Source organism: Wolbachia endosymbiont (group A) of Sturmia bella (genome assembly GCF_964030905.1).
In the GTDB taxonomy this organism is placed as follows: domain Bacteria; phylum Pseudomonadota; class Alphaproteobacteria; order Rickettsiales; family Anaplasmataceae; genus Wolbachia; species Wolbachia pipientis.
Genome location: NZ_OZ034988.1, coordinates 1302560 through 1328963 on the forward strand (window position 1 = coordinate 1302560; position 26404 = coordinate 1328963).

General features: G+C 35.6%; 17 protein-coding genes and 4 pseudogenes. 11 read left to right on the forward strand and 10 right to left on the reverse strand.

Annotated features, from left to right (window positions below; translation table 11 throughout):
* Nucleotides 1-67: 67 nt before the first annotated feature.
* From ACQH3L_RS06170 to ACQH3L_RS06190, 5 genes are all read left to right on the forward strand, one after another.
* On the forward strand, nt 68-3175 hold the full coding sequence (locus ACQH3L_RS06170) for a phosphoribosylformylglycinamidine synthase subunit PurL (protein WP_425384777.1): 3108 nt from the start codon (nt 68-70) through the stop codon (nt 3173-3175).
* A 95-nt stretch (nt 3176-3270) separates the two neighbouring features.
* A complete protein-coding gene (locus ACQH3L_RS06175; RefSeq protein ID WP_022626376.1) occupies nt 3271-3783 on the forward strand; it encodes a hypothetical protein in 513 nt (170 codons plus the stop codon).
* A 616-nt stretch (nt 3784-4399) separates the two neighbouring features.
* Complete coding sequence (gene uvrA / locus ACQH3L_RS06180) at nt 4400-7195, forward strand: excinuclease ABC subunit UvrA (RefSeq protein WP_425384778.1); 2796 nt, start codon at nt 4400-4402, stop codon at nt 7193-7195.
* Nucleotides 7196-7791: 596 nt separating this feature from the next.
* Nucleotides 7792-8517, forward strand: a complete 726-nt coding sequence (locus ACQH3L_RS06185) for a ComF family protein (protein WP_208571762.1) — start codon at nt 7792-7794, stop codon at nt 8515-8517.
* 67 nt (nt 8518-8584) lie between these two features.
* Complete coding sequence (locus ACQH3L_RS06190) at nt 8585-9448, forward strand: ankyrin repeat domain-containing protein (RefSeq protein ID WP_425384779.1); 864 nt, start codon at nt 8585-8587, stop codon at nt 9446-9448.
* Here ACQH3L_RS06190 and ACQH3L_RS06195 read toward each other — a convergent pair.
* From ACQH3L_RS06195 to ACQH3L_RS06215, 5 genes and pseudogenes are all read right to left on the reverse strand, one after another.
* Nucleotides 9440-11014, reverse strand: a complete 1575-nt coding sequence (locus ACQH3L_RS06195) for a UDP-N-acetylmuramoyl-L-alanyl-D-glutamate--2,6-diaminopimelate ligase (protein WP_425384780.1) — start codon at nt 11012-11014, stop codon at nt 9440-9442. The two genes, ACQH3L_RS06190 and ACQH3L_RS06195, sit on opposite strands and share 9 nt — an antisense overlap.
* Nucleotides 10989-12222: pseudogene (gene metC, locus ACQH3L_RS06200) on the reverse strand (cystathionine beta-lyase). The gene ACQH3L_RS06195 and the pseudogene metC overlap by 26 nt, the downstream one beginning before the upstream one ends.
* A gap of 7 nt (nt 12223-12229) precedes the next feature.
* The gene (locus ACQH3L_RS06205; RefSeq protein ID WP_425384781.1) at nt 12230-12514 is read right to left on the reverse strand and encodes a BolA family protein; all 285 of its coding nucleotides are present in this window, start codon (nt 12512-12514) and stop codon (nt 12230-12232) included.
* Between the two features lie 79 nt (nt 12515-12593).
* Nucleotides 12594-14516 (reverse strand): molecular chaperone DnaK, encoded by a 1923-nt coding sequence (dnaK, locus tag ACQH3L_RS06210; protein WP_425384782.1) that lies wholly within the window; start codon nt 14514-14516, stop codon nt 12594-12596.
* 86 nt (nt 14517-14602) lie between these two features.
* The gene (locus ACQH3L_RS06215; protein WP_425384783.1) at nt 14603-16366 is read right to left on the reverse strand and encodes an Rne/Rng family ribonuclease; all 1764 of its coding nucleotides are present in this window, start codon (nt 16364-16366) and stop codon (nt 14603-14605) included.
* 149 nt (nt 16367-16515) lie between these two features.
* On the opposite strand from ACQH3L_RS06215, the gene rpmG reads away from it, so the two are divergent.
* The 3 genes and pseudogenes from rpmG (at nt 16516) to ACQH3L_RS06230 (ending at nt 18235) form a co-directional block, all read left to right on the forward strand.
* Nucleotides 16516-16716: a 50S ribosomal protein L33 gene (gene rpmG / locus ACQH3L_RS06220; protein ID WP_010082633.1), complete on the forward strand. Its 201-nt coding sequence runs from the start codon at nt 16516-16518 to the stop codon at nt 16714-16716.
* Between the two features lie 25 nt (nt 16717-16741).
* Entirely contained in the window at nt 16742-17017 is a 276-nt protein-coding gene (locus ACQH3L_RS06225; protein ID WP_010082632.1) for a helix-turn-helix domain-containing protein, read from the forward strand.
* A gap of 308 nt (nt 17018-17325) precedes the next feature.
* Nucleotides 17326-18235, forward strand: a pseudogene (locus tag ACQH3L_RS06230) (IS5 family transposase).
* A gap of 224 nt (nt 18236-18459) precedes the next feature.
* Here the strand turns inward: ACQH3L_RS06230 and ACQH3L_RS06235 are convergent.
* A complete protein-coding gene (locus ACQH3L_RS06235; protein ID WP_010962934.1) occupies nt 18460-19341 on the reverse strand; it encodes a zinc ABC transporter substrate-binding protein in 882 nt (293 codons plus the stop codon).
* Here ACQH3L_RS06235 and ACQH3L_RS06240 point away from each other — a divergent pair.
* The gene (locus ACQH3L_RS06240) at nt 19333-20073 is read left to right on the forward strand and encodes a metal ABC transporter ATP-binding protein (protein ID WP_038199232.1); all 741 of its coding nucleotides are present in this window, start codon (nt 19333-19335) and stop codon (nt 20071-20073) included. The genes ACQH3L_RS06235 and ACQH3L_RS06240 overlap by 9 nt on opposite strands.
* Nucleotides 20070-21500 carry a 2-polyprenylphenol 6-hydroxylase gene (gene ubiB, locus ACQH3L_RS06245; RefSeq protein ID WP_070356945.1) on the forward strand — a complete coding sequence of 477 codons (1431 nt, stop codon included), beginning with the start codon at nt 20070-20072 and terminating at the stop codon, nt 21498-21500. Before ACQH3L_RS06240 ends, ubiB begins: the two co-directional genes overlap by 4 nt.
* A 416-nt stretch (nt 21501-21916) precedes the next feature.
* Here the strand turns inward: ubiB and ACQH3L_RS06250 are convergent, their stop codons facing one another.
* From ACQH3L_RS06250 to ACQH3L_RS06265, 4 genes and pseudogenes are all read right to left on the reverse strand, one after another.
* Nucleotides 21917-22252 (reverse strand): transposase, encoded by a 336-nt coding sequence (locus tag ACQH3L_RS06250; protein ID WP_425384784.1) that lies wholly within the window; start codon nt 22250-22252, stop codon nt 21917-21919.
* 167 nt (nt 22253-22419) lie between these two features.
* Nucleotides 22420-22767, reverse strand: a complete 348-nt coding sequence (locus ACQH3L_RS06255; protein WP_022626382.1) for an IS630 transposase-related protein — start codon at nt 22765-22767, stop codon at nt 22420-22422.
* A gap of 177 nt (nt 22768-22944) precedes the next feature.
* The gene (locus ACQH3L_RS06260) at nt 22945-24558 is read right to left on the reverse strand and encodes a hypothetical protein (protein ID WP_425384785.1); all 1614 of its coding nucleotides are present in this window, start codon (nt 24556-24558) and stop codon (nt 22945-22947) included.
* Nucleotides 24559-24715: 157 nt separating this feature from the next.
* A pseudogene (locus ACQH3L_RS06265) lies at nt 24716-25123 on the reverse strand (IS4 family transposase); the annotation flags it as partial.
* 216 nt (nt 25124-25339) lie between these two features.
* Between ACQH3L_RS06265 and ACQH3L_RS06270 the strand changes: the two are divergent.
* Nucleotides 25340-26271: pseudogene (locus ACQH3L_RS06270) on the forward strand (IS110 family transposase).
* The last annotated feature ends 133 nt before the right edge of the window (nt 26272-26404 follow it).

Consider the following 26404-nt stretch of genomic DNA (forward strand, 5'->3'; position numbering starts at 1 on the left):
ATAGAAATTATTCAAAATATAAACGTGCTTGTATGCTATTATATATTAAAATTTTTTATAACATTACATGGCAAACATTAGAATAGAAGTTTTAAATAAATGCGAGCAAATTGGCTGCAGATGGTTAGTCAACGTTTACTCGATTTACATACGCAAAGAATTACCATCCAAATTATATGAAGAAATTTGCGGGCTATTTTATAATAAAGTCATACAAGACTGCCGTTATTATTCCTACAATGAAAACCTTGAAGAAGTTCCGTATGATTTCATAGAACCACAAGCAAAGTGGGGCTTGGAAATAAGCTTCCTACCTGGCATGACCGATAATGTAGGCAACACAGTGAAACAAATTGTTAGAGAGTATTTAATAAGCAAAGGCTATATCGACCAGCCTGTCATCCCAGCCCCTTCTTTTGTCATCCCAGTGCTTGACACTGGGATCCAGAAAGAGAAAACGCAGATTCCAGCGTCACGCGCTGGAATGACACCAATTGAGATCAAAGCAAGAAGTTCAAAATTGATTCTAAGTCAAGGAGATTTACCAACCGAAGATGATATAAAACAAGAGTTCAACCCCATCACTGAGTATTGCACACTTATCTGTAAAGAAAATAATAACTATAGCTGGAAATATTATGGTAAATATAAGTCATTAAATACCCACTCCGGTGTCATTCCAGCGCGTGACGCTGGAATCTGCGTTTTCTCTTTCTGGATCCCAGTGTCAAGCACTGGGATGACAGAAAAAAAGGCTGGGATGACAAAAGAGAGCACTGGAGTGATATCAAGTAGTAATGGGGCTAAATCTGTTGATTTAAATGTAAGTGACCAAGAACTTGAGAAAATCAGCAGAGATGGAATCGATGGTAATGGCACTTTAGGGCTCTCGCTGGCAGCAATGAAAGCTATAAAGGATTACTTTAAAAAACTTGGTAGAAATCCATATGATATTGAACTTGAGTCTCTGGCACAGACTTGGTCTGAACATTGTAAACACAATATTTTTTGCTCCCCTATTGATGAAATAAAAGACGGTCTATATGCTCATTATATTAAGCGTGCAACGCGTGAGATAAATTCTGACATATGCGTGTCAGTTTTCTCCGACAACGCAGGAGGAATAATTTTTGATGACGATTACTTGATTGTAGATAAAGTTGAAACTCACAATAGCCCTTCAGCTCTTGATCCATTTGGTGGAGCAATGACCGGAGTGCTTGGAGTTAATCGCGATATAGTGGGTTTCGGGAAAGGCGCAGAGCCTATAATGAATACCTATTACTTTTGCTTTGCCAAAGAAGCAAAAGGCAAATTTTATAGGGATAAAGAGCGCACTGATGAGATCTTACCGCCAAAATATATAATGAAAGAAGTGATTCACGGTGTTAATGTTGCTGGTAATTGCTCTGGTATTCCAACACAACTTGGATCGGTATATTTCGACGATAGATTTTGTGGCAAGCCATTAGTTTTTGTCGGAAGCATTGGAATTATTCCACGCAATATAAATAATGCACCTTCACACATTAAAGGACCAAAAAATGGCGATAAGATTGTAATTATTGGCGGAAGAGTTGGAAGAGATGGAATTCACGGTGCAACGTTCTCTTCAGAGGCTTTATCGGGAAATAGCCCTTCAACAATTGTGCAAATTGGTGACCCTATAACACAAAAAAAATTATCCAATGCCGTCATAAAAGCAAGAGATCTTGATCTTTATAATGCAATAACGGATAACGGAGCAGGTGGGCTGTCGTCGTCTATTGGTGAAATGGGAAAAGACGGATTTGAAGTTGATTTGAGCAAGGTTCTCCTTAAAAACGATGGTATGGCTCAGTGGGAAATATGGATATCAGAATCACAAGAGAGAATGACCTTAGCAGTGCCAGAAGAAAATCTCCCTATGTTTAAGCAAATCATGAAAAAACATGATGTGGAGGTTTGTGTGATTGGAGAGTTTAATGAGAGTGGTAAAGCTGTTGTTAAATGTCCTGAAGGGACAGTAATAATGGACATCGAAACTGAATTTCTGCATGATGGTAATCCCAAAGTGCATTTACAGACGAAACCGTGGTCTAAGGGGCTTCCAGCGCTATGCGCTGGAATGACAACAAGTTCGCCTTCTTTAGCAATTGAACTAAAAGAAATGCTGAGCAGACCAAACATTTGCAGCAAAGAGTTCATAGTGGTGCAATATGACCATGAGGTTCAAGGGTCGTCAGTGCTGAAACCACTGCAGGGCAAGGGAAGAGTGTGCAGTGAAGCTATTGTTTCAAGGCCAATCCTTTCTTCAAATAAAGGTGTTGTAAAATCGCAAGGATTTGGCTCAAGTTATGGAGAAATTGACACCTACCACATGGCAGCATGTGCAATTGACACCGCGATACGCAACTATGTAGCCGCAGGAGGAAATATAAATCATCTAGCGTTGCTCGACAATTTTTGTTGGTGTGATGCTTATAATCCAGAAAGGTTGTGGCAACTAAAGAAAGCTGCAGAGGCTTGTTACGACTTCGCAACTGCATTTAAAACACCATTCATATCCGGAAAAGACAGTATGTTCAATGACTTCAAGGGATATGATGAAAATGGCGAGAAAGTGATAATCTCTGCACCACCTTCATTACTCATCTCAGCAATTGGAATTATAGAAAATATTGAAAATGCGGTATCGCTTGATGTAAAAATGCCAGGGGACTTGATATATGTGCTTGGAGAAACACTTGATGAACTTGGTAGATCTGAATATCAGTTATATAGTGGAATAGGTAATAACAACGTACCAAAAGTTGATGCAAAGAGCGCTAGGAAGTTGTATGAGCGTTACAACCAGGCAATAAAAGATGGCATAATTGCCTCTGCAATTGCACCAAACTTAGGCGGATTAGTTATTGCTCTGGCAAAATCGCTAATTGCAGGAGACCTTGGTGCTGAAATCGATCTTTCACTAGTGCCAATAGGAAAAATACAAAATACAGACATAATAAACAAGATAATAATGTTTTCTGAATCGCAAAGTAGAATTTTGGTTACTATTGCACCACAAAATCAGAAGAGGTTTGAAGAATTGTTTGAAGGTGCAGTTTATTCATGTATTGGCAAAGTAACAGAGAAAAAGGTGCTAAACATAAAGGATGTTTTAAAAGTAGATCTGAAAGATGTGGCATGCTAATATAAAATATTTTTCTTATTATGCTAAATAACTCTTTTACTATATGTAATGTTTATTTAGAATGAATGTATGTTATTAATTTTGGGTAGGTAATTATGTCTATTTTATCGATACTCCTGTTTATCAGTCTTTCTTTACTCAACACTTCAAATAAATTGATGATATGTGCTGCCTTATTTGTGGGAGCTGCTTTAGTTGTAAATTCAATGGTTGAATTTTATGGCAGAAGCAAAGCTACGTACAACTTAATAGTGTGTACAGCGCTATGTTGTGTTTTTAAATGGCAAAGTTTTAATTTGATGATATTGATTTCATATACTGCAATTTTAGTATCTCTTCTCTCAAGCATAATTATTTTTGAAAAATTGAAGTCCAAGTTGAATTTTCATATGGCAAATTTCATTACTTTAATTATAGCATCAGTGGTTGATAGTGCCGTTGTATGTGTTGGATTACTATACAAATTTTCTGCAGGTAAATGCCTATCAATATATACTAGAGACTTAATTTTTAAGTTTTCTTATGCGTCAGTATTGAGCATCTGTTTGTTTGTAGGAATGTATTTATTTTGCTTGGCAAACAAGAAGTATTTTAAGATTTCCACATAACCTGTTTTCTGATATAGCTAAACTGACTTTGGGTCCTAGGGGTGTATTTGGTGCGTAACAACAGTTTAGAATTTATAGGTAGCCTAAACCCACAACTGTACAAACATTATGATTTGAGCCTATCAGGGGGGTGTCATTCCAGTCTGGAATCCAGAAAAAAGAATGGTGTCATCCCAGTGCTTGACACATAGCTGTACGAACATTCATTTTTGAAGGTAAATTGCACAGCAAATGGTGTCATTCCAGTCTGGAATCCAGAAATTTTGCTTATAACTGAGCTGATGAGCTAAAGGTAGTTGTCTTACGCTAAAACAAACGTTTTTAATTAAGTTGCATAGAACCAGTGTCTGGGCACTGGCCCACTGGTGGGAATTGCTCCTAAACTACAACGTTCGTACAGCTATGTGCTTGACACTGGGATGACATCATAGGGGCACTGACCTACTTAACCGTCATACCGTCGCGGTATCTCAGCCGCTAACAAGTAGCGGAATGACGATTTATCAAACGCTGCCTAATTTTCCGTAACAGTTGAAAAAATCAATAGAAAATCAATATATCACTATAAATTCACGTATTTTGAGGCTATAATGGTTAATACGTTATATGGTATAATATGGACGATTTTATCAGAGTTAAGGGCGCAAGGGAACATAATCTGCAAGGTGTAGACGTCAATATACCGAAAAATAAGCTAGTTGTTATAACTGGGCTAAGTGGTTCTGGCAAGTCTAGCCTTGCATTTGATACGATTTATGCAGAAGGCCAACGCCGGTACGTTGAAAGCCTGTCAGCTTACGCGCGTCAATTTCTCAACATTCAGGATAAACCAGATGTTGAGTCGATTACAGGTCTCTCTCCTGCAATATCTATCAACCAGAAATCGATCTCAAAAAATCCAAGGTCAACAGTTGGAACTGTTACCGAAATTTACGATTACTTGCGCTTAGTATATGCACGAATAGGAGTTCCTTATTCACCTGCAACTGGATTACCAATAACAAAACAAACGGTGTCTCAAATTGTAGACACTATAATTGCGTTACCTTTAGAAACTAAGATATATATACTTGCCCCTGTTGTGCGTGGTAGAAAGGGAGAACATCTTAAAGAGATATTGGAAATTAAAAGACAAGGTTACGTAAGGTTCAAAATAGATGGTGAAGTGTACAATGTAGATGACTTGCCTAAACTCGATAAGAACAAGAAACACGACGTTTTTGTGGTTGCAGATAGAATATCAATATTGGGCGATATAGGAAATCGACTGCCAAGTAGTATAGAATCCGCACTAAAACTTGGTAATGGTCTAATGTATGTAGAAATAGTAAGCCTACCTGACAACCATAATTCCGAGTATAAAAATGGTCAAATTCTGACTTTTTCAGAGAATTTTGCATGCCCCGAGTCTGGTTTCACTCTTGAGGAAATAGAACCAAGATTATTTTCTTTTAACAGCCCTTACGGTGCATGTGGTTCGTGTAATGGGCTTGGTAAAAAACTAAGTGTTGATATAAAGCTAATAGTACCGGATGAAACTCTTTCAATATCTGAGGGTGCTTTAAAGCCAGTGGGATCAATGTTCCGCCAAGTGCACACAGGTTATGGATTTCTAAAAAGTGCAATTCTATCACTGGCTGAAAACTACAAATTTAACCTTGATATTCCGTGGAAGAACATAGATCAAGAAGTAAAAGATATGATACTCTTTGGCTCTAATAAATTTCAAGGTTTGATCAGTATCTTGGAGAACCAGATGGATTATGATGAAACACTTGTTGAGCGATATTGCTCTGTCACTCACTGCAGAGAATGCACTGGCTATAGATTGAGAAAAGAAGCGCTTACAGTAAAAATTGATAGCAAACATATAGGTGAAATATCAGGGCTTAGTATCGATGAATCCCTTAAGTGGTTTGAAAATTTGCCAGACAAGCTCACAGAACAACAGAAGCAAATCTCAAATAAAATACTAAGTGAAATAATCAAGAGGCTAACATTTTTAAAGAATGTAGGGTTGAATTACCTAACGCTTGATCGAGAATCTAGCACTCTCTCTGGCGGTGAGAGTCAGAGGATCAGACTTGCTTCGCAAATTGGCTCAGGATTAACGGGGGTTTTATATGTTCTTGATGAACCCTCGATTGGCCTTCATCAATGTGATAATGATCGGTTAATTGCCACACTAAAAAACTTAAGAGACATGGGTAACACTGTAATCGTTGTTGAGCATGATGAAGATACAATAATGGCTGCTGATTATGCGATTGATATTGGTCCTGGAGCTGGCGTAAATGGTGGAAAAGTTGTTGCAGAAGGAACACCAGACCAGGTGCAAAGAAATTCAGGGAGCATAACAGGGCAATATTTGAGTGGAGAGAAAAAAATTTTAATTCCAAGGAGAAGAAAGCAAGCAACTCAGTTCATAAAAGTAATAAATGCATGTGAAAATAACTTAAAAAATGTAAACGTTAAATTTCCTATAGGGAATCTTATTTGTGTTACTGGAATATCAGGAGGGGGAAAATCAAGTTTAGTCATAGAAACGTTATATAAATATTCAGCACATAAGATACATCATTCGTCTGCAAGGTATGGTCAGTGTGATAGAATAGAAGGCCTTGAATATATAGATAAAGTTATAGAAGTTGATCAGTCGCCAATTGGTAGAACTCCTGCGTCAAATCCAGCAACATATGTTGGTATGTTCACTCATATAAGAAATTGGTTTGCAGGTCTTTCGGAGTCAAAAGCAAGGGGATATAATATAGGCCGGTTTTCATTTAATACCAGAGGGGGAAGGTGTGAGGCTTGTAAAGGTGATGGGCACTTAAAGATAGAGATGCATTTTCTACCGGACGTTTATGTGAAGTGTGAGCAATGTAAAGGGCGAAGGTATAATCGGGAAACATTGGAAGTTACTTATAAAGAAAAATCAATCTCTGATGTGCTTGATATGACGATAGATCAGGCTTGTGATTTTTTTGAAAACCTTCCAATGGTAAAAGAAAAGTTGGTTTCTTTGCAGGAAGTAGGGCTTGGCTATATAAAACTCGGACAGTCGTCAACAACGTTGTCTGGGGGTGAAGCACAACGAATAAAGCTGTCCAAAGAGCTATCAAAACGATTTACCGGAAGAACATTGTATATTCTTGATGAGCCAACAACTGGATTACACTTTGAAGATATAAATAACTTACTAAAAATACTCCATAGATTAGTCAATCTGGGAAACACTGTTATAGTTATCGAGCACAATTTGCACGTTATAAAAACTGCAGATTATATAATAGACATCGGACCAGAGGGCGGAATAAAAGGCGGAGAAGTGATTGCTACTGGAACTCCAGAAGAAGTGGTAAAAATTCCAGAAAGTGTTACAGGCAGGTATCTTAAAACGTATTTATTATAAACTATTTCTTAATTATATTAGGCTAGGTTGCATATTTATGATTTGGAGATAAGAATGTCAGTATATCGATACTTTAGAAGGTACGTTGAATATGGAGTTGTACCTGCTAAGAAAGCATAAGATAACACACTAGTTCCAGAAAATAGTTTCTATAAATCTGTACGTTACGTTGATAATGTGCTAGGACCTGTGAAAGATGTAATTTGTGGAGTTGAGAGTAAAGACAATTATAACAAGTATTATCAAGATAATGATAAACGTGGGTCACAGGGCAGAGAAAGTGTATTCATTGTGTGCACTTGGTGCTATTTTAGCAGCCAACATAATATTGCAACCTTTATGTTTGATACTATAACTAAAGTGACTTAGGTTTACCGACGATTTGATAAACGACAAATTCGTCATCCCGCTGCTTGTTAGCGGGATCTAGAGATACCGCGGCGGTATGACGTAGGAAAACCTGACTTGCACTAGCTACAGCACCCAGCAGTGGCTCAGTTTGAACTATATTGAAATGGAATAAAAAGTGAAAGAGTGTAAGCTTAAGTTACTTTAGCTATACTATATAAATTATTTTATAATATATTTAATGAGTTGTGAACCTTCTCTTACTAAAAAAAGCTACAAATCTCATATTTCCAAGCGTATGCGTAAGTTGCGAATGTATCATTGATGAAAATCTTAATCTGTGTAGTGAATGCAACAAAAAAATCAATTTTCTAACTAAGCATTACTGCAATGTTTGTGGCGTAGTAATCTCAGACAATATTTATACGTGTGGTAAGTGCATCATCAATCCTCCACCGTTTAAAGTATTAAGATCAGTTTTTGCTTATGATCAACATAGTAGAAACATGATTATAAATTTCAAATTTTTTGATAATTTGAATTACGTAAAAATCTATGCAAAGTGGATACACCAAGCTAATCAGGATACATTTCAGAACGCAGAGATCATAATCCCTATACCGTTACATAAAATGCGCTTGTTTAAACGTAAATATAATCAAGCAGCACTGCTTGCAAAAGAATTGAGTAAGTTGTCCAATTTATCCTATACGCCATTTGCAATAAAACGCCTTCGCCATACTGCGCCTCAAGCTGGTCTTTCACTTAAACAGCGTGAAAAAAATTTAAAGAAGGCTTTTAAAACAAGCAACAAGAAAATTATCGAAAATAAAATCGTGATATTAGTTGATGATGTGGTAACAACCGGAGCAACTGTAAGATCTTGCTCTCAGGAAATTTTAAACTCCGGTGCAAAAGAAGTGAGAGTGCTATCACTTGCAAGAACGGTGAATGATTGTGAGGCTATTACATAAAATCTTGGCTTGCTTTTACTATATCCATAAAATTATAATTTATAGTTGAATAGTTGTTGGGGAGCGTATGAGTATAAAAGAGCAAGAAATTGATGCTATATTCCAAGAAATAGAGCAAGAATCAAAAGAAAGTGACATAATTGAAGAAATTAAGCAAAAGCTGCTCGCATGTAACCAAGATACATACAATCAGTGGAAAAGACTTAATTTTCACATAGATCATTTATTTGAAATACGGCAAGAGATTACCCATGCTTCTAGGTATTATACTACTGCGTTAAACATTGCTGCTCATAAAGGCTTAGTAAAAACAGTAAGACGTCTACTGGAGAAAGGTGCAGAGGTTAGTACACGCGATGGTGGTGGACACACTGCTCTGCATTGTGCCGCTAGCAGCGGTAATACGGAAATAATAGAATTACTACTGGAGCAAGGAGCACATATTCACTCATGTTCTAAACTTGGCTCAACACCGCTGCATTTTGCTGCTACTAATAATCATATAAATGCAGTGAGGTGCCTGTTAAATAAAGGAGCTAGTCATTTAGCACTAGATAATAATAATTCCATTCCCAGTATGTTTGCTACAGACAAAGAGGTGATTGCTGTCTTGGAGAAAGCAGAAGAAGAGAAGCATAAGGAAAATGCTGCTGCTTTAAAGAAAGCAGAAGAAGAAAAACATAAGAGAGAAATGGAATGTAAGAAAAAAAGGCAAGCAAAAATGATTGCTGTAGGTGGTATTGCAACTGCATTGATAGTGGCGGGTATTGGATACATTGTTGAATTACCTATACTAGTAACTATTGGTATATCTGTATCCATTGCATTAGTATCTGTTTGCATTGCGTACGTAATGTCAAAACCTAACACTAAATGGAAGGAACAGAGAGCTCTGTACAGGAAATTGGTCAGAGTATATAGGTCAAGATAAAACTTTACTTTTAATAACCTCAACATCACTAAACTCAAAGGTTTGATTCCCTATGATTTGAAATTTCTCATGTCCTTTTCCTGCAACCAGCAGAATCATACCCTCGTTATAGGCAATATCTATGCCTTTTTCTATGGCTTCTTTCCTGTCCCCTATCTCCAGTGCACTAGGACAATATAGCAAAATATCGTGGCGAATTTTTGCAGGATCTTCATCACGCGGATTGTCATCTGTGATTATTACTTTGTCTGCATACATTTGTGCTATTTTACCCATTTCTGAACGCTTCTTCCGATCACGATTGCCACCGCATCCAAAAACTAGGACTATTTTTTTGTTGAAGTGCCATTTTAAAGACAACAGGGCTTGTTTAAGCGCACTTGGAGTGTGTGCGTAATCCACGAATGCAAAAGGTTTAACTTTTTCCATTCTTCCTGGTGGAGAAACGAGTTTACCTATAGATATTTCTCTGTAATTCAGTCCAGACGAGGTAACTATACCAATTGCACACAACAGATTATATGCTTGAAATTGCCCCAAAACTGGAAAAAACATGTTATAAATTTCATCGCCAATTTTAATTGTAAGGTATTGACCATTAGGGGTTGGTGTTTGCTCTAATAAAGTAATATCAGAACCTGTTTTTCCATAGGTGATAACTTTGTTGCTGCGTTTTTCAGCTATTTTAAGCAATGCATGGTACTCATTTATATCCGCATTTAAAATTACTGTTTCTCCCTCTGGTAGTACCTCATAAAATAACCTTTTCTTAGCCTCAAAATACTCATCGATACTCTTATGATAGTCCAAATGATCTTGCGAGAAATTAGTAAAAGCTGCAGCAGTGAACCTAAGTCCATGAATTCTGTATTGGTCAATTCCATGGCTTGAAGCCTCTAATGCTAATTGTTCTACGTTCTTACTATTTATACCACATAATGTGGAATAAAGGTCATCTGCGCCTGGAGTGGTAAGATTATCGCTATTATCTTCTCTGTCATTATTGATGCATGTTCCAAGTGTTCCAATAGACGCAGCATTATAGCTAGAGTTTTGCCAGATCTGGCGGCAAAATTCTACTACTGAAGTTTTACCATTTGTACCAGTTACAGCAGCAACATATTTGGGCTGTTTGAATTGATAAAACCTGCTGACTATTTCTCTGTATATTTCTTGAGGGTTTGGGTGGTCAAGCACTGCAAAACTCGGAGTATTTGTCATGCAAGTAGCTGACACTGGAATCCAGTTTTTATTATGCAATTGCTTAGTGTGTTCATTTGCAATTAAATTTTCTGGATCCAAGTAGTCAAGCACTGGGATGACATCTTTTTTGGTTCCTTGTATGACAACGTCTACACAGTCGTGTGCGTGATACTGGGATTCAGTAGGAAAAATCTGGATACATGCTGGTTTTCTAGATTCCAGCGTCACGCGCTGGAATGACACCGCAGACACACAAACAAAAAGATAACCTTCCTTTACTCTATTGGGATTACATGTAACGCCCTTGATTTCAATATCAAAGTTAACATCAATAATGTTATGCAGTAATTCTCTCAGTTTCATCTGCCAGTTTTAGTGTTCAAACATGGCAACCTTGCTAGTGCAGCATTTAAATCAGAGATTAAATCTTCAGGATCTTCCAGTCCACAAAATATCCGTATAAAACTTCCACCATAATCTGAATTCATTACAGATCTTGACATAGATCTACGATCTATTGGTAATATCAAACTGTCGCATCCTCCCCAAGAAGCACCGATACCAAAAATTTTCATGTGATCAACCATGCAGCTTAGTTCTTCACATGAATATTCTCTATCTAGTGCTATACTGAATGTGCCGCTTGCTCCTTTGAAGTAACTTTTCCATAATTCGTGTTGAGGATGGGAGGGAAGTGCTGGATACAAAACTTTTTTGATTTTTGAATGTTTTTCTAGCCACTTTGCCACTTCCATTGCTGTATTTTGGTGCCTTTTCATACGTGTGTACAATGTTCTAAGTCCCCTATGTGCAAGGTAGCAGTCGTGCGATTGAATGGTTACCCCATAATTTTTATAGCTCTCATAAAGCAATTTAAAAATTTCACCTTCAGCAATAATAGCCCCCATCACTAAATCTGAGTGACCGGCTAGATACTTTGTCACCGCATATAGTGCAACATCAACTCCATAATCAAGCGGCTTAAATAACAAAGGAGTGGCCCATGAATTGTCACAAACGGTCACAATTTTATGTTCCTTAGCAACTTTTACTATATGCTCTATATTCGAAATCTCAAACGTTACAGAACCAGGAGTCTCGATCATTATCAATGAAGTATTACTCTGAATTAAATCAGTTATATCCTGTGTTGGATCATAAAAAGTTACTTCTGTTCCTCTTTTTGGTAGCTCATTTTCTGCAAACCTCCTAAGCCTATAATAACTATTATCTTGAATTAAAACGTGCGAGCCTGCTTTAGCGAAAGTTAGAATAGCAAAAGTAAGTGCAAATAGTCCGGAAGGATAAATAAGCGCCTGTCCACTCCCTTCAATTTCAGCCAGTGCATTTGAAAGATAATGAACAGTAGGAGTACCAACATTACTGTAGCTATAATCCCTTGCAACACCATCGTTGATTACATCGTATATACTTTCTCCATTTGCTGCATTTAAGTAGTCCTTGTAAGTAGGGAATAATATGGTAGAAGAATGATAAACTGGCGGGTTCATGGAACCTTTATAGTCATTAAATTTTCTTCCTGCTTTAACTAATATAGACTCTTCCTTCACATTTTTATTATTTATTTTTTAAATTGTACTCATCTTGCGTATACAAGTGAAGAGAAATTGCATGTATTAGCTCTATCTCACCCTTCAATAACTCATAAATCAACTTGTGTCTTTTTAGAACGCTCATTCCAATAAAGCCGTCAGATATTAATATTAATTTAATGTGCGAAGGTAATGTTGAAGATGAAGCAAAATAATGATCAGCATGCTTTGCTGATTTATCGATAATGTTGATATCAATTACATCTATCGAATCGCGTATCTTTTCTTCTATTGCCTTAATAATGTCCATAATGGTTTCTTTAAGCAACAATATGCTCCTCCTGTAATCTCAGTGTCAGCTACTCGGATGACAGGAAAAGTGATCACAATTATTTATTCTCTTCTTTATTATCTATGTCTTGATAATCAGAATCTACTACTTTTTCCTCTTTATCATTTGGATTTCCTTCTGATGAAAAGCCATTTTCAGCACTATTTTGTTGAGATGTTTGATACATAGCTTCTCCAAGTTTCATAGATAATTGAGAAAGATTAGTAACTTTCTGCTGTATTGAATCAGCGTCATCAATGTTATCAGATTTACTAACTTCTTTTAATTCGTTAACTGCATTTTCAATAGCAGATCTATCTTCTGGTGAAACTTTATCACCATACTCTGTCAGAGACTTTTCTGTAGAATGGACTAAGCTATCCGCTTGATTCTTCACTTCAATAAACTTTTTGCGCTTTTCATCTTCTTGCGCTTTTTCTTCAGCTTCTTTTACCATGCGATTTATTTCATTATCAGATAAACCACCTGAAGATTGAATGCGTATTTTTTGCTCTTTTCCAGTAGCTTTATCTTTTGCAGAAACGTGTGCTATTCCATTTGCATCTATATCAAATGTCACTTCAATTTGTGGCCTTCCGCGCGGAGCAGGAGGTATCCCTTCCAAACTAAACTGACCGAGTAGCTTATTATCAACTGCCAGTTTTCTTTCACCCTGATGCACCTTAATTGTAACAGCTGTTTGGTTATCTTCTGCAGTTGAAAACACCTGAGATTTTTTAGTAGGAATTGTAGTATTACGCTCAATAAGTGGAGTGAATACTCCTCCTAGAGTTTCAATACCAAGAGAAAGTGGGGTCACATCAAGTAGTAACACATCTCTTACATCACCTTGAATGATCCCCGCCTGTATTGCAGCTCCAATTGCTACAACTTCATCAGGGTTAACTCCTCTATGTGGATCTTTGCCAAAGAATTCTTTAACTTTCTCTATGACTTTTGGCATACGAGTCATGCCACCAACAAGAACCACTTCGCCAATTTGACTAGCAGATAAACCAGCATCCTCAAGAGCTTTTTTACAAGGAGCCATAGTTCTTTCGATTAAATCATTCACTAAGCTTTCAAGTTTTGCTCTCGTTAATTTCATATTTAAGTGTTTTGGACCACTTGCATCAGCTGTAATAAACGGTAGATTTATTTCCGTTTCCATTGCACTTGATAATTCAATTTTCGCTTTTTCAGCAGCTTCTTTGATTCTTTGCATAGCCATTGGATCATTTTTCAAATCAATGCCATTACTTTTCTTGAATTCATCTAGTAAATAACTCACTACTACATTATCAAAGTCTTCACCTCCAAGATGGGTATCACCGTTTGTTGCTTTCACTTCGAAAACTCCATCACCTATTTCAAGTATTGAAACGTCAAATGTACCACCACCAAGGTCATATACTACTATTGTGTGCCCATGTTTCTTATCAAGACCATAAGCAAGTGCTGCAGCAGTCGGTTCATTTACTATTCTGAGTACATTTAATCCGGCAATTTTTCCTGCATCTTTTGTTGCTTGACGTTGAGAGTCGTTGAAGTATGCTGGCACTGTTATCACAGCATCTTTTACTTCCTCTCCAAGATAAGCTTCTGCTGCCTCTTTCATGTTTTGTAGTATAAATGCACCAATTTGACTAGGAGAATATTCTTTATTATCAGTTGTTTTAACCCATGCATCACCACTTTTTGCTGCAAATACTTTGTATGGTACACTTAGATTTTTCATCTCAGGATCACTATATTGACGGCCTATTAATCTCTTAGTAGCAAAAAAGGTATTACTTGCATTGGTGGTTGCTTGCCTTTTTGCTGGAGCACCAATCAACCTTTCTCCTGAAGAAGTCAATGCAACTATAGATGGAGTAGTTCTTGCCCCTTCTTTATTTTCTATTACCTTTGTATCCTTGCCCTGCATTATTGCAACACAAGAATTTGTTGTTCCGAGATCTATGCCTATTGCTCTTCCCATAATGAGTACCCCATTGTAAATATTATCTGATGTAAGAATATATAAGTATAGGGCTCATTAATTACAAGCCCAATTTAGGTTTCTAATTAGTTATTAGAACTTAAAAGGCGCGAAAGCCACTTAGTCAGCCAAAAATTGCCTCGTAGTTTATTTGAATTATCAGCTTCTTCATTGCTGCTATCCCCAATTTGGTATCCAGAGTTCTGTAATGGCTTATAACCGTTTAAATTAACATCATCTCCTTGTTTTAAAACAAATGTATTTACATCTAAACTGTTATCAATACTAACGTTCAATGTAATATTAAACTCTTTTTCGATTGTAGAAACTGTATTGCGTTTGTTATTAAAAATGTGCGCTATAACTGCACTGTGTGCTACTAAATCAAAAGACTTATTTCGATTCTTGTTAGCAATATGTTGTAAATCCCTTAGTATTGATGAAACAATTACTTCGTTTGATTTTACTCTTCCAGTACCTTTGCAGTGTAAACACTCTGTAGTATTAATTTCTTGTATGTTTGGTTTAATTCTTTGCCTTGAAAATACCATTAAACCAAAGTCATTTATGTAGCTAAATTGAACTTTAGCTTTATCATCTTTAAACGCTTGCTTTATAGCAGACTCAACAGCTCTGCAATACTGATATTTCAACATATCAATAAAATCGACTACTATTAATCCTGATAGGCCCCTAAGATTCACCTGTCTTGATATTTCAGGTACTGCTTCCATGTTGGTTCTATAAGCTGTTTCTTCTATGCTATCCTCTCCTGTCATCTTTCCTGAATTTACGTCTATTGAAACAAACGCCTCAGTTAAAGTTATTATCAAAGACCCACCAGATGGCAATTCTACTCTATTGCTATATAACTCAGAAATTTGATCTTCGATTCCGTAGTAAGTAAAGATCGGAGCATAACCTCTATACAATCTATAGCGCAACTTACTACCTTTTAGTGCATTGTTAGCATATTGCCTAACTGCCTCAAAAGCTTCCTTTCCAGACACTATAACTTCTATACCATCGCTACAAAAATCACGAACAGATCTCATAATTACATCTGCTTCATTGTAAATTAATGATGGAACGTTTACAGAGAAAGCATTTTTTTGAATGCTCTGCCATAATGAGGATAAGTAATTGTAATCCTGCTCAATTTCTTTCTTATTTTTTCCTGAACCAACAGTTCTTACTATTAAACCTGATCTTTTTGGCAAGTTTATTGAACTCAGTATCTCCTTTAACTGCTTTCTGACATTAGCATCTTCAATTCTGCGGGACACTCCACCTTTGCTCATGGAATTTGGCATGAAAACACAGTATCTACCCACTAAAGTTATGTATGTTGTAAATGAAGCTCCTTTATTGCCTCGTTCCTCTTTAGTTAGCTGGACCAATACTTTTTGATTTACTGAAATAACATCTTGTAATTTGTATTTTTTATATAAAGGTACCTCTCTTACAAAACCACTACCTGATCCGTTGACATTCTTACTAGCTGCAGAATCTGAAGAAACATTTGCTGAGGCTTCTTCTATACAATCGTCATTTGAGTAGCCCTCAAAGATAGTTTCCTTTTCTTTTTCTGGAATGTTTAAGTAATCTAGAGATATCTCGGAAAAAGACAAAAAACCTTGCTTATTTTTCCCATATTCAATAAATACGGCTTGCAAAGAAGGCTCTATACGCTTTATATAAGCAACGTATATATTACCTCTTAATTGTTTTTTTTCCTTGAATTCTTGTTCAAATTCTACAACCTTGTTATTAATTGACAAGGCAACTCTTACCTCATTAGAACAGATAGAATTTTCTATCAATAATACCCTTTTACCACTATTTGTCACTTATTTACCGTTTGCTTTTTATTCTGAAGTTAACTTTATGCTACTTAATGCACTGTTGATTGTCAAGGATTTTGCAATCTGCATTATTCGATTGACTTTTAGTATTTTGCGTAATAAACTCGCATAGAATTTATTATATCATTATAAGTATGGCGAAAAAAAATGCTTCTTTGCTCGTTAAGTTAGTCAGCACTGCAATCAAGATAACAAAAACTGGTGAAGAAAAATCAACTGGCTATTTTTATGTAAAAAAGCGTAATCCAAAAAAGCTCACCAAAAAACTGGAGTTTAGGAAGTATGACCCAGTAGTCAGAAGGCATGTGTTATTTAAAGAAGAAAAACTAAAGTAATTTTTTTATAAGGAATTTTATTATTATGCAAAATTTACAATTAAGTTATCCTATAATAGTAGAGTTGGGGGATGTGAAAGATACAAAACTGAAATTAATAAAGGTCATTGCACAATTAATAAGTAAGAAGTACACAACACAGAAAAAAGCAGCAAACGCTCTAAAGATTGATCAACCTAAAGTATCTCAAATCAATAGGTCAAAAATCGAAGGGTTCTCCTTAGAATACTTGCTTAACTTATTGATTGTATTGGGCCAAGACATAAACGTAAGAATAAAGCATAATTCTAAACCTGCATAATATGGTATCCGTTCAGCGGAGTGGCAAAATAAGGTAGACAAGATAAATCAATCTCGGTGTCAAGCACTGGGATGACAAGGTATAAACCTTATCGTCATGCCGCCGCGAACCGTCATACCGCGATTCATTCGCGGTATCTCTAGATCCCGCTAACAAGTAGCGGGATGACGGTTATCAGGCCAGCACCCCTACGATGTCATCCCAGTGCTTGACACTGGGATGGCTTTGTTGCATCGCTCAAGTGAAAAGAACTGGCAGTTACTGACAAAATTCATTATAAATAGCCATTTAACTGTTGAAGAAAAAATATGCCACAAAAAATGAGAGTCAGTAACTGCCATGAATATAACAAATTTCTCCAAGAAAGAGGAAGCATTTTTTGTTATATCAATGACGCCATAGAAAATTGGTACGAGAATTGTCCAAAAATGCAGGGCGGCAACTATATTTATAGTGATAAAGTTGTGATTTTGGTGCATATAATCGTCAGTTTCTTTAGAATTGGTTTAAGACAAACAGTCGGGTTTATAAAAGGGTATTTGCAACAAATAGGAAGAGATTTGCAGCTATTCACAAGCATCAAAAGAAACTTAATATTAAGATAAATGATTGCAGAAAATAATATGGAAGATATCGAAATTGCTATAGACAGTACAGGAATTAGTATATACAACAACACACAGCAAGGAAAATAGCACTGACAGAAAATATCGTGGCTATGAGCAAACGAGAAAATTGCACGTAATGTTGAATATAAACAACAAAAAAGCCATAGCTGTAAAATACAGTAACGGCTGATCACTATGGAGCTTGTGATTTGCTAAAAGAAGTTGATTTTCAGCATGCCATAAAAGCACTATATGCAGATAGAGCATGTGATAGGCACAAGTTTTATAAGTTGTGTAACGAATATGATATAAAGACAAAAATTCCACCAATAAACAATGCGGCAGAACATCCAGAAATAGATTATATGTCTGACAGGAATGCTGCTATTAGGTTAATAAAATTATACGGTGAAGATGGCATGAAAGAATGGAAAAAAGAAGTAAATTATGGGAAAAGATCTTATATTGAAGGGTTTTTCTCAAGATTAAAGCAAATATTCGGATTTAGTTTTAGGAATAAATCTGAGATAAATCGAGAAAAAGAACTAAATGCTATTTGCTTAATAAATTCACTGATATTGGTATGGCTAAATTTGAGATAGTTACATGAATTTACCATAAATCACCATCTCATAAAGTGTGATGCAACAAAGCCCACTGGGATCCAGGAATTTTATTAAGTTAGTAAGCATAAAAGCAGCCATTTTATGTTAAAATACAACGTTTTGATGATTATGAAAAAGCTGGATTCCAGACTGGAATGACACCATTTGTTGTAAACTCACTTCTTCTTGATTTGTAGAACAATAAAACAGTAAGCTAAAAGGGAACTTATTACTCAACAAAACAAGACTTAAAATTTTGTGCAATGCTATTGATTATAGCTAGATATGCATCTTTTCCAGGCTCTATGTCTGATCCAATAGGATCAAGAACTACCATTTTTGCGTCATTAGAAAGGGCGTTAGGCTTTATGCTATCTTCCTGTGAATGAGCAAATATACATTTAACGTTTTCTTCCTTCATTATCTTTTTTAGCTTCATTAAACTCTTCATACCTATGTAAGAATCCTCTTCTATGGAAAGAATAGCGCTTGGATGATTTAGACCGAAATATTTTTCAAAATATTGATAAGCATCATGAGTAACGATGTATTTTTGATTTTTAAAATCATTCAGTTCTTTCATGATTTCTTTTACTTCTTGGTCTATTTTTTTTATAGCTTTTGTTGCATTAGAACTGTATCGATGGGAATTTCCTTTATCTATGTCAGACAATGTTGCACTTATAGAAAGTATCATGCTCTTTGCATTTTCGGGACTCAGCCACATGTGTAAATCTTTTTCATCTTGAATGTGAGTGATTTTTCTAGAAAATGAATGTGGCCGAGTAGGAAGTAGGTTGATTGCCTTTGACAATTGCACTAGTTCTTTATTATTTTTGGCGAAAGTTTGAACAAACGTCTCTAAGTTATCGTCAACATAAAATATAACGTCACTTGATTCTAAATTACTCGCATCAGATGGCTTTAATATATAATTATGTGCAGATGTTGCATAGCCAAGCAATTCCGGTTCTAAAATCCCTTCTGTAACAGAAGCTACAAGTGAGTGGATAGGTTTGATTGTAGCTACAACTTTTAAATTGGATGAAAAGGCAATATTATAGTATAGTGTAAGTGAAAGTAATAGAAAAAAAGCCAGTAAATGTCTCATATAAACGTTGAGAAGAAGTTAAATTTTGTCAATAAATTGAATAATGTCAATAATCGTGTTCTAAAAATAGAAAATCTTGCTCTCGCATATGATGGTAAAAGAATCCTTGACAATATCAATATGTTCATGGAAAGAGGAGACATAATTACAATACTTGGTCCAAATGGTGGAGGTAAAACCTCTTTAGTGAAAGCAATTGCTGGTATAAATAAAAATTATACTGGAAATATTGTGTTAGCTGAGAACACAAAAATTAGCTACATGCCGCAAAATTTTAGTATTAGTAATTTGATGCCAATAACAGTTGAATATTTTCTTTTAAATAGCTCCTTGAAAAGACTAAAGAAAAATCAATCCATTATTACAGAAACGATAGAGTTGGCTGGTATCGGTAACATTTTGAAAAATCAAGTGTTAGAAATTTCTGCAGGGCAAACACAATTATTACTGCTTGCACGTTGTTTAATTGCAGAGCCTGACTTGATCATTCTAGATGAACCAGTTAGTGCAATGGATATTAACGCGCGGGCTAAATTTTATGATATTATAAATAAAATAGCAAAAAAACGATTGGTATCGATTCTTATGACTTCTCATGATCTTAACTCTGCTCTACCATCCTCAGATTACATAATTTGTATAAATAATACTATCTATTGCCAAGGCAAGCCTGATGAGATTATGAAAAATAGAACCCTAAATGAAATATTTAGCAGTTACGCAGCGAAATGATTCAAAATATTTTGCGTCTTCTGCACATAACTACGGTGCTGACGCGTTACAATATATTACCTTATTTACTTCCACCATCAAAAAAATCAATAAATAAAATACAAGGCCACAAGCTAAAGTGTGCTCTTGAAAAATTAGGTCCGGTGTTCATTAAGTTTGGGCAGTCTATCTCATCACGTACTGATGTTTTAAATGAGGATATAACAAATAACTTGTTATTGATATGTGATAGATTGCCATCATTTTCACATAAAATAGCAGTTAAAACTATAGAAAGTGAGTTTAATTGTAAATTGAGCGACATTTTTTCAAGCTTTTCTGAAAAGCCAATTGCAGCAGCATCGATTTCTCAGGTGCATAGAGCGGTTACAACTGAGGGTAAGGAAGTTGCTGTGAAGGTTTTAAGGCCAAATATTGAGAAAACATTCTCAAGGGATATAAAAATGCTTTCTTGGCTTGCAGAAATTGCAGAAAAATTTAGCGAACAATCAAAAAGGCTGAGGCCAATTGAATTAGTCAAAACTTTTGCTGAAATTTGCCGATTAGAGTTAGATCTACGTTTTGAAGCTGCTCACTCTTCGGAACTAAAGGAAAACACAAAAAATGACAGAGGTTTTTACGTACCTGAAATAGATTGGAATAGAACTTCGAAAAAGGTTTTAACATTAGAATGGATAGAAGCAACGCCAATATACGAAGTTGAAAAACTGAATAATCGTAAGCAAATAGCTATCAATCTTATAGAATCGTTTTGCAATCAAGTATACAGGGATTGTTTTTTTCATGCTGATATGCATCCTGGAAATCTAATGGTTGATAGTAATAACAATATTATTGCCCTGGATTGTGGAATCATGGGTAGAATAGATCGTGAGACATGCTATTACGTTATAGAGATACTCAAAGGCTTTTTAAATCGGGATTATGATCACGTTGCAAAAATGCACTTTAGGGCTGGTTATGTTTCATCACAGCATAGAAATTTTGTCACAGCTTGCAGGGCAATAGGTGAACCCATTATTGGGCAGCCTATACAGAAGATTTCATTTGCTAGTTTACTTGCTCAGCTATTAAAAATAACTGGTGATTTTGATATGAAAGTTCAAACACAATTGTTATTGCTGCAGAAAACTATGATTTTACTGGAAGGGACATGTAGAAAGATCTACTCAGAAATCAATATGTGGAAAGTAGTTGAAGCGTGGATAAGCAGTCAACATGAAAATAAAATAGGGTATAGGGAAAAAATTAGAAGTTCTTATCCTGTAAAAACAATCCAAGGGATATTTAGCCTTATAGAAAAATTAAACCTAATAGCTGATAAAAAATTAGAAAACATCCAAATTAAAAATAAATCAAATGGAAAAGTCTATTTTTTATTGTGGTTTGTAATTATAATTCTAATCGTTAAACTTTTAATTTCTTAAACTATGGGAAAAAACTGCGTCAAATCCAATTTTTATTCAACTTAATTTTTAATCTGCAGGAGCCGAGTTGAGAATGTCCAATTTTCCACTTTCTTTATGTATCTGTTCAGCAGAGTGGCAAAATAAGGTAGACAAGAAAAGACAACTATAGGAACAAATGGGTGTCATGCCAGTGCGTGACACTGGCCTCTTGTTTCAATGTTAAACAAAATACCATAGAATTCAAAAAGACAATTCCTAGAAAATTTCTACATCCAAAAAAGGCATAAGTTATGTTAATGCTGTTTGAATGAGATGATATAAAGATAAGCCAAATTTTTACAAAGAAAACATTTCAAGCAGCAAGACACCTTTGATTGAAAGAGAGCACCAAATTTATGGGGTGAGTAACTGCGCTATTTCAACTATAGTATTTTCTAAAACGAATGATAAACGTCTAAAATGGTATTACCAACTAAAAGGTGTAAGTCTGTACATTGATGCATTAGAGGTCTGAGGCAACTTTTGATGGTGTGCCAAAAATGCTCTATCGGATTTAGATCAGGTGAATATGTTGGAAGATAAAGCAAATGACAGCCAAAAGACTCTATTAATGACTTTGTTTTGGGAGTTTTATGGAATGTAGCATTATCCATAACTATGGTTGTATCACGCTGTAATTGTGGAAGTAATCTTCGCTCTAACCATACATTAAATATATCTTTATTACACCCTCCTGTGAAGGTCATTGGTGCAATAAACTTCTCATCCACCTATTATACTCACTCTTTCCCGCTTTTTTCCTGGAACATCAGCATATATTTTTTCTCCTCTTGGAGCTCGTGCATATTCTCGGTATAGTCTATTATCAACTCCTGCTTCATCTATATATAAAATGCTACAGTGGTCTATTTTTGAGACTTTATCGATAAATTGCTGCCTATCTTCTTGATTGCGCTCTTGATAGAATGTGACTTTTTTTAAAGGTTATTTTTAGCTGTCTTAATCTATACCAAATTGCACTTATCCCAAAGCCAAGGTTTTGTTTCATTTCTGCTAGTGTGTGATCTGGGTGTTTTTTGACATATTCTTTGAGTATTTCTGGATCTATTTTTCGAATAAAACCAGTACTTTTTACCGCTTTGAGACCTTGGCCAGTAGCTTTCTTTTTTAGCCATCTATATAGTGTTGCTATCCCTATCTCAAAAACCTCTGCAACTTCAACCTTTGACTTTCCTTTTTCTACCAAAGACACTGCTTTTTCCCTTAAATCTACACTATATACCATCGCTTTCCCTACTTTAAAAAAACATATTATACCTTTATCATTCGCTTTTGAAAATACTATAGTTAGCGGAATGACGGTTTTTCAAATTGTCGGTAAATCTAAGTCGGTTTAGCTATAATTTCCTAAATTTGCTCACAATCTCTTGACTTGACACATATGTTTTTTTCCCAAATGTTACTATCTTCCTCCTTTTCCTTTCTCAATTTGTGCAACCATTTCCTTTACATTTGCATGCGTGAGAAGGGAATTTTTGCTGACATGAGATTTTGGATCAGATTTTGCTGTTACGTGTTTCGTTGCAGATCTTTTATTCTCTGTTAGAAATGAATGAGATTGTTTTTTCTTCACACCGATATCCGCTTGTGCTGCTGGAGTGGTTTTGCTTTCAGCAAGCTGTACATTAGCATTTCCTTTTGCTTGATTTTGCTCAAATTTTTCTTTTAATGCCTTTACTTTACTGCCCATCTCGCGATTAGCTCCTCCTTTCATAGTAGCTGCTGCTACTTTTGGTATCGCCTTACCAGCAGCTTTTTGTGCTGATTTCCTATTGTCTTGATTTTCAGATTTTAGTGGTACTCTTTCAGCTGATTTTTTAAGAATTACTCCTACTACTTTTGGCTCTGTGCTTACTTTTTGATTAGCACGGCTTAGATTTTTAGGCTTTGGCGGTACTGCAGGTTTATCTTTGATTACCACTTTCGATTCTTGTCTAACTTCTTGACCAGTAGTAAACATTTTTTTTGGCACTTGCGGTGGTTTTGGTGGTACGAGGGATTGAGGTTGTTGTTTCTGCTTACGTTCTCTTTTTGCTTCTATATGTTCTTTAGGAACTGTTGCATAAATTGGCTCTTCTTTGGGCGATTTTGAACTCTGCGAATTTTCTATTAAAATTTTACTCTTCTTCTCTTGATAATTTGATATCTCTTTGTATACAGACTCTTCATTTAATGAACTTCCATAGCCTGAATCTTCTCTCTGCTCATATAAAGGATTTTCCTTTTGCTTTTTCTCTTGATAATTTGATATGTCTTCATATTCAGACCCCTGATCTAATGAACTTTCATAGCCTGAATCCTCAGAAGGATTTTCCTTAGCATCAGGCATACTAAAACTATTAGCTCCTTTTAGTAAAGAAGATGTAGACTTTGCCTTGCTTTCTCCATCTGAGGATATTTCTGATTTAAAGCGTACCTTCCTCGAATCTGGAGCAGCCGGAGGTGCTGTTGTTGGTCGCTTTATTTGCCTCATGCGATTACCACCTAATTTTTCTTTCGGCTGTTCTTCTTTTCGCAGCTCAAAAGTACCTTCCTTTTGCTTTCTACCTTCCAAACTCACTTCGTGTGATCTATCTTTTCCTTGACTCTTTTCACTTTGTTCTAAATTTAAAGAATCTTTTAAAATATTATTTTTTCTGAAATCTTTTTCTAATTGTTCCAAGAGATCAATTTTTTTTAAAATTCTTGTATACTTAGCTGCTGTTTCTAAAGTGAAACTTGACAACTCATCATTTACAAAATTACTTATACTACTGTTCTTGGTTGGAAAATTTTTTCCCAAAATTCTATTCATTAATGTTTTAAAAAGACCTAATGGCTGTTCTACATAATTGTTCAAGTCAGTATATATAACAAACTCAGCTATACCTTTTGCCTCACCTGTAAAACCTTCTAATTCATGAGATAAATCCCTTAACGTTTTGTTATATTGTTTCTCTGCATTTCCTAGCTTTACAGCTTTGATCAGAGAATCGAGATTTTTTTTATAGTTCTCACTTTTAAATGGATTATTCATACTAATTACAGCTCATTATTTATTAAAATATAGATCTAAAATATTAAGATCTAGTAAATATTACTTTTGTAATTCATGTAGAACTATAGCTATAATAAGTAAGATTTCCCTACGTCATACCGCCGCGGTATCTCCAGGTCCCCCTAACAACTTACTATTACCCACAAATATAAAGTTCGTGAGCAAGTCGCCATCCTTCTGCTAAATCAAAGAGACGTTTATATCCTTTCCAAAGAGTAATTGGTCCTGGTTTTGGGTCATTTTTTCTTGCTAAATGGCCTCCAAGTTCATGAAACAGCTTCTTTTATGTTGGGAACTACACTTGGACATGGTTTTCTGTGTATTTTAACGTATAAAACTTTCCATTCTTCTTCAGCTAATAAGGTAGTACATGGTAATGTTGGGTTAGCTCTTGCAATTGATGTAATAAAGAAGATCCTCCAAGCAATAATACTCATAACTGTTAGATATCTCATTAGTCTTTCTGCTATTCCAAGCCTACATTCTTCAACTTTGAGACCGGATTTAAAATTTTATGTAATATCTCTATTTTCCATCTAAGGCAATTGTAAGTTAAAAACGTGATATAAAAGAGATAAGAGAGAAAGATAACCCTGCTCACTAGGAATAGCGGGCGTGCGCGACCGAAAGGAAATTGGTATTACAACCGTTGGTATCAAGGTACGCTAGCCCTATCTCTCGATACGTTTGAATAGTTGCTTGGGACATATATATGCACCCGTTTACAATCTTAAATTAACTAAAACTATCGAGGTTTATTATGGTTACATCTTATCAAAATTTTATTGGCATTGACATCGGAAAATTTAAAAATATCGTTGCAATTCACAAACAGAAGAATGCTGTCGAATTTGATAATAATGCTTCTGGTTGGCAACAATTATTTCAAGAGTTTTCAGATATTCTACCTAATGCTTTAGTGACTTTAGAAAATACAGGGAAATATGAGCTTGGCTTATCACATTTTCTTACCGACAAAAATATTGCCGTGCATCGAGCTAATACTCGTAAAGTAAAAAGCTTTATTTTATCTCACGGAACTTTAGCAAAGTCTAGATGCAAGAGCTCTTGCTCAATATGGATTTGAACGCCATAGAACTATCTCTCTATTTGTACCTACCTCTACAGAACAATCAACTTTGGCTGCACTTTGTCAACGTCGTGATGATATTACGCAAATGAGAACTCAAGAAAAATGCAGACTTGAAGCACCGGAAAATGATCATATAAAAGAAAGCTGTCAAAAGACCATTGAGTTTTTCGATAGTCAAATAAACGAACTCAATGATACTATACAAAAGATTATTGATGAAAGCCGCGAATTACAACAACGCCAAAAAATTCTTAAAACAGTTCCTGGAAAAGTTATCACAAGATTTTTTGTGTTTAATGCCAGAGCTTGGTTACTTAAATAGAAAAGAAGTAGCAAGTCTTGCCGGAGTTGCACCGCATCCAAAAGAAAGTGGTAAAGCTGTTGGTTACCGAAGGATTACAGGTGGTAGAAGTAACGTTCGTTCAAAGCTCTTTACAGCCGCTATGGCTGCTACAAGGTCAAAATCTATACTTGGCGCCTTTTATTCTAAGCTTGTTGAAAGTGGTAAGAAGAAGATGGTGGCTATAACAGCCCTAATGCGTAAAATTATAGTAATTGCTAATACAAGACTTAAAGAAGCAATTAATTTGCATACTTAAAAATCTTCACAACGGTAACTGAAATTGGCTAATGAATATGTGCGTCCACACAGACTTAAAGCACATATTCATTAGCTTAAGCAGAAATTGCTGTGGTAGCTGTTTGATATAAAATTCTATTTCTATGACAAAC

Coding starts and splice junctions, on each gene's coding strand:
- ACQH3L_RS06240 (WP_038199232.1), top strand. CDS start 19,333: ATGTCTCATATAAACGTTGAGAAGAAGTTAAATTTTGTCAATAAATTG.
- ACQH3L_RS06190 (WP_425384779.1), top strand. CDS start 8,585: ATGAGTATAAAAGAGCAAGAAATTGATGCTATATTCCAAGAAATAGAG.
- ACQH3L_RS06225 (WP_010082632.1), top strand. CDS start 16,742: ATGCAAAATTTACAATTAAGTTATCCTATAATAGTAGAGTTGGGGGAT.
- ACQH3L_RS06175 (WP_022626376.1), top strand. CDS start 3,271: ATGTCTATTTTATCGATACTCCTGTTTATCAGTCTTTCTTTACTCAAC.
- ACQH3L_RS06255 (WP_022626382.1), bottom strand. CDS start 22,767: ATGGTATATAGTGTAGATTTAAGGGAAAAAGCAGTGTCTTTGGTAGAA.
- ACQH3L_RS06260 (WP_425384785.1), bottom strand. CDS start 24,558: ATGAATAATCCATTTAAAAGTGAGAACTATAAAAAAAATCTCGATTCT.
- rpmG (WP_010082633.1), top strand. CDS start 16,516: ATGGCGAAAAAAAATGCTTCTTTGCTCGTTAAGTTAGTCAGCACTGCA.
- ACQH3L_RS06170 (WP_425384777.1), top strand. CDS start 68: ATGGCAAACATTAGAATAGAAGTTTTAAATAAATGCGAGCAAATTGGC.
- ACQH3L_RS06205 (WP_425384781.1), bottom strand. CDS start 12,514: ATGGACATTATTAAGGCAATAGAAGAAAAGATACGCGATTCGATAGAT.
- ACQH3L_RS06235 (WP_010962934.1), bottom strand. CDS start 19,341: ATGAGACATTTACTGGCTTTTTTTCTATTACTTTCACTTACACTATAC.
- uvrA (WP_425384778.1), top strand. CDS start 4,400: ATGGACGATTTTATCAGAGTTAAGGGCGCAAGGGAACATAATCTGCAA.
- ubiB (WP_070356945.1), top strand. CDS start 20,070: ATGATTCAAAATATTTTGCGTCTTCTGCACATAACTACGGTGCTGACG.
- dnaK (WP_425384782.1), bottom strand. CDS start 14,516: ATGGGAAGAGCAATAGGCATAGATCTCGGAACAACAAATTCTTGTGTT.
- ACQH3L_RS06195 (WP_425384780.1), bottom strand. CDS start 11,014: ATGAAACTGAGAGAATTACTGCATAACATTATTGATGTTAACTTTGAT.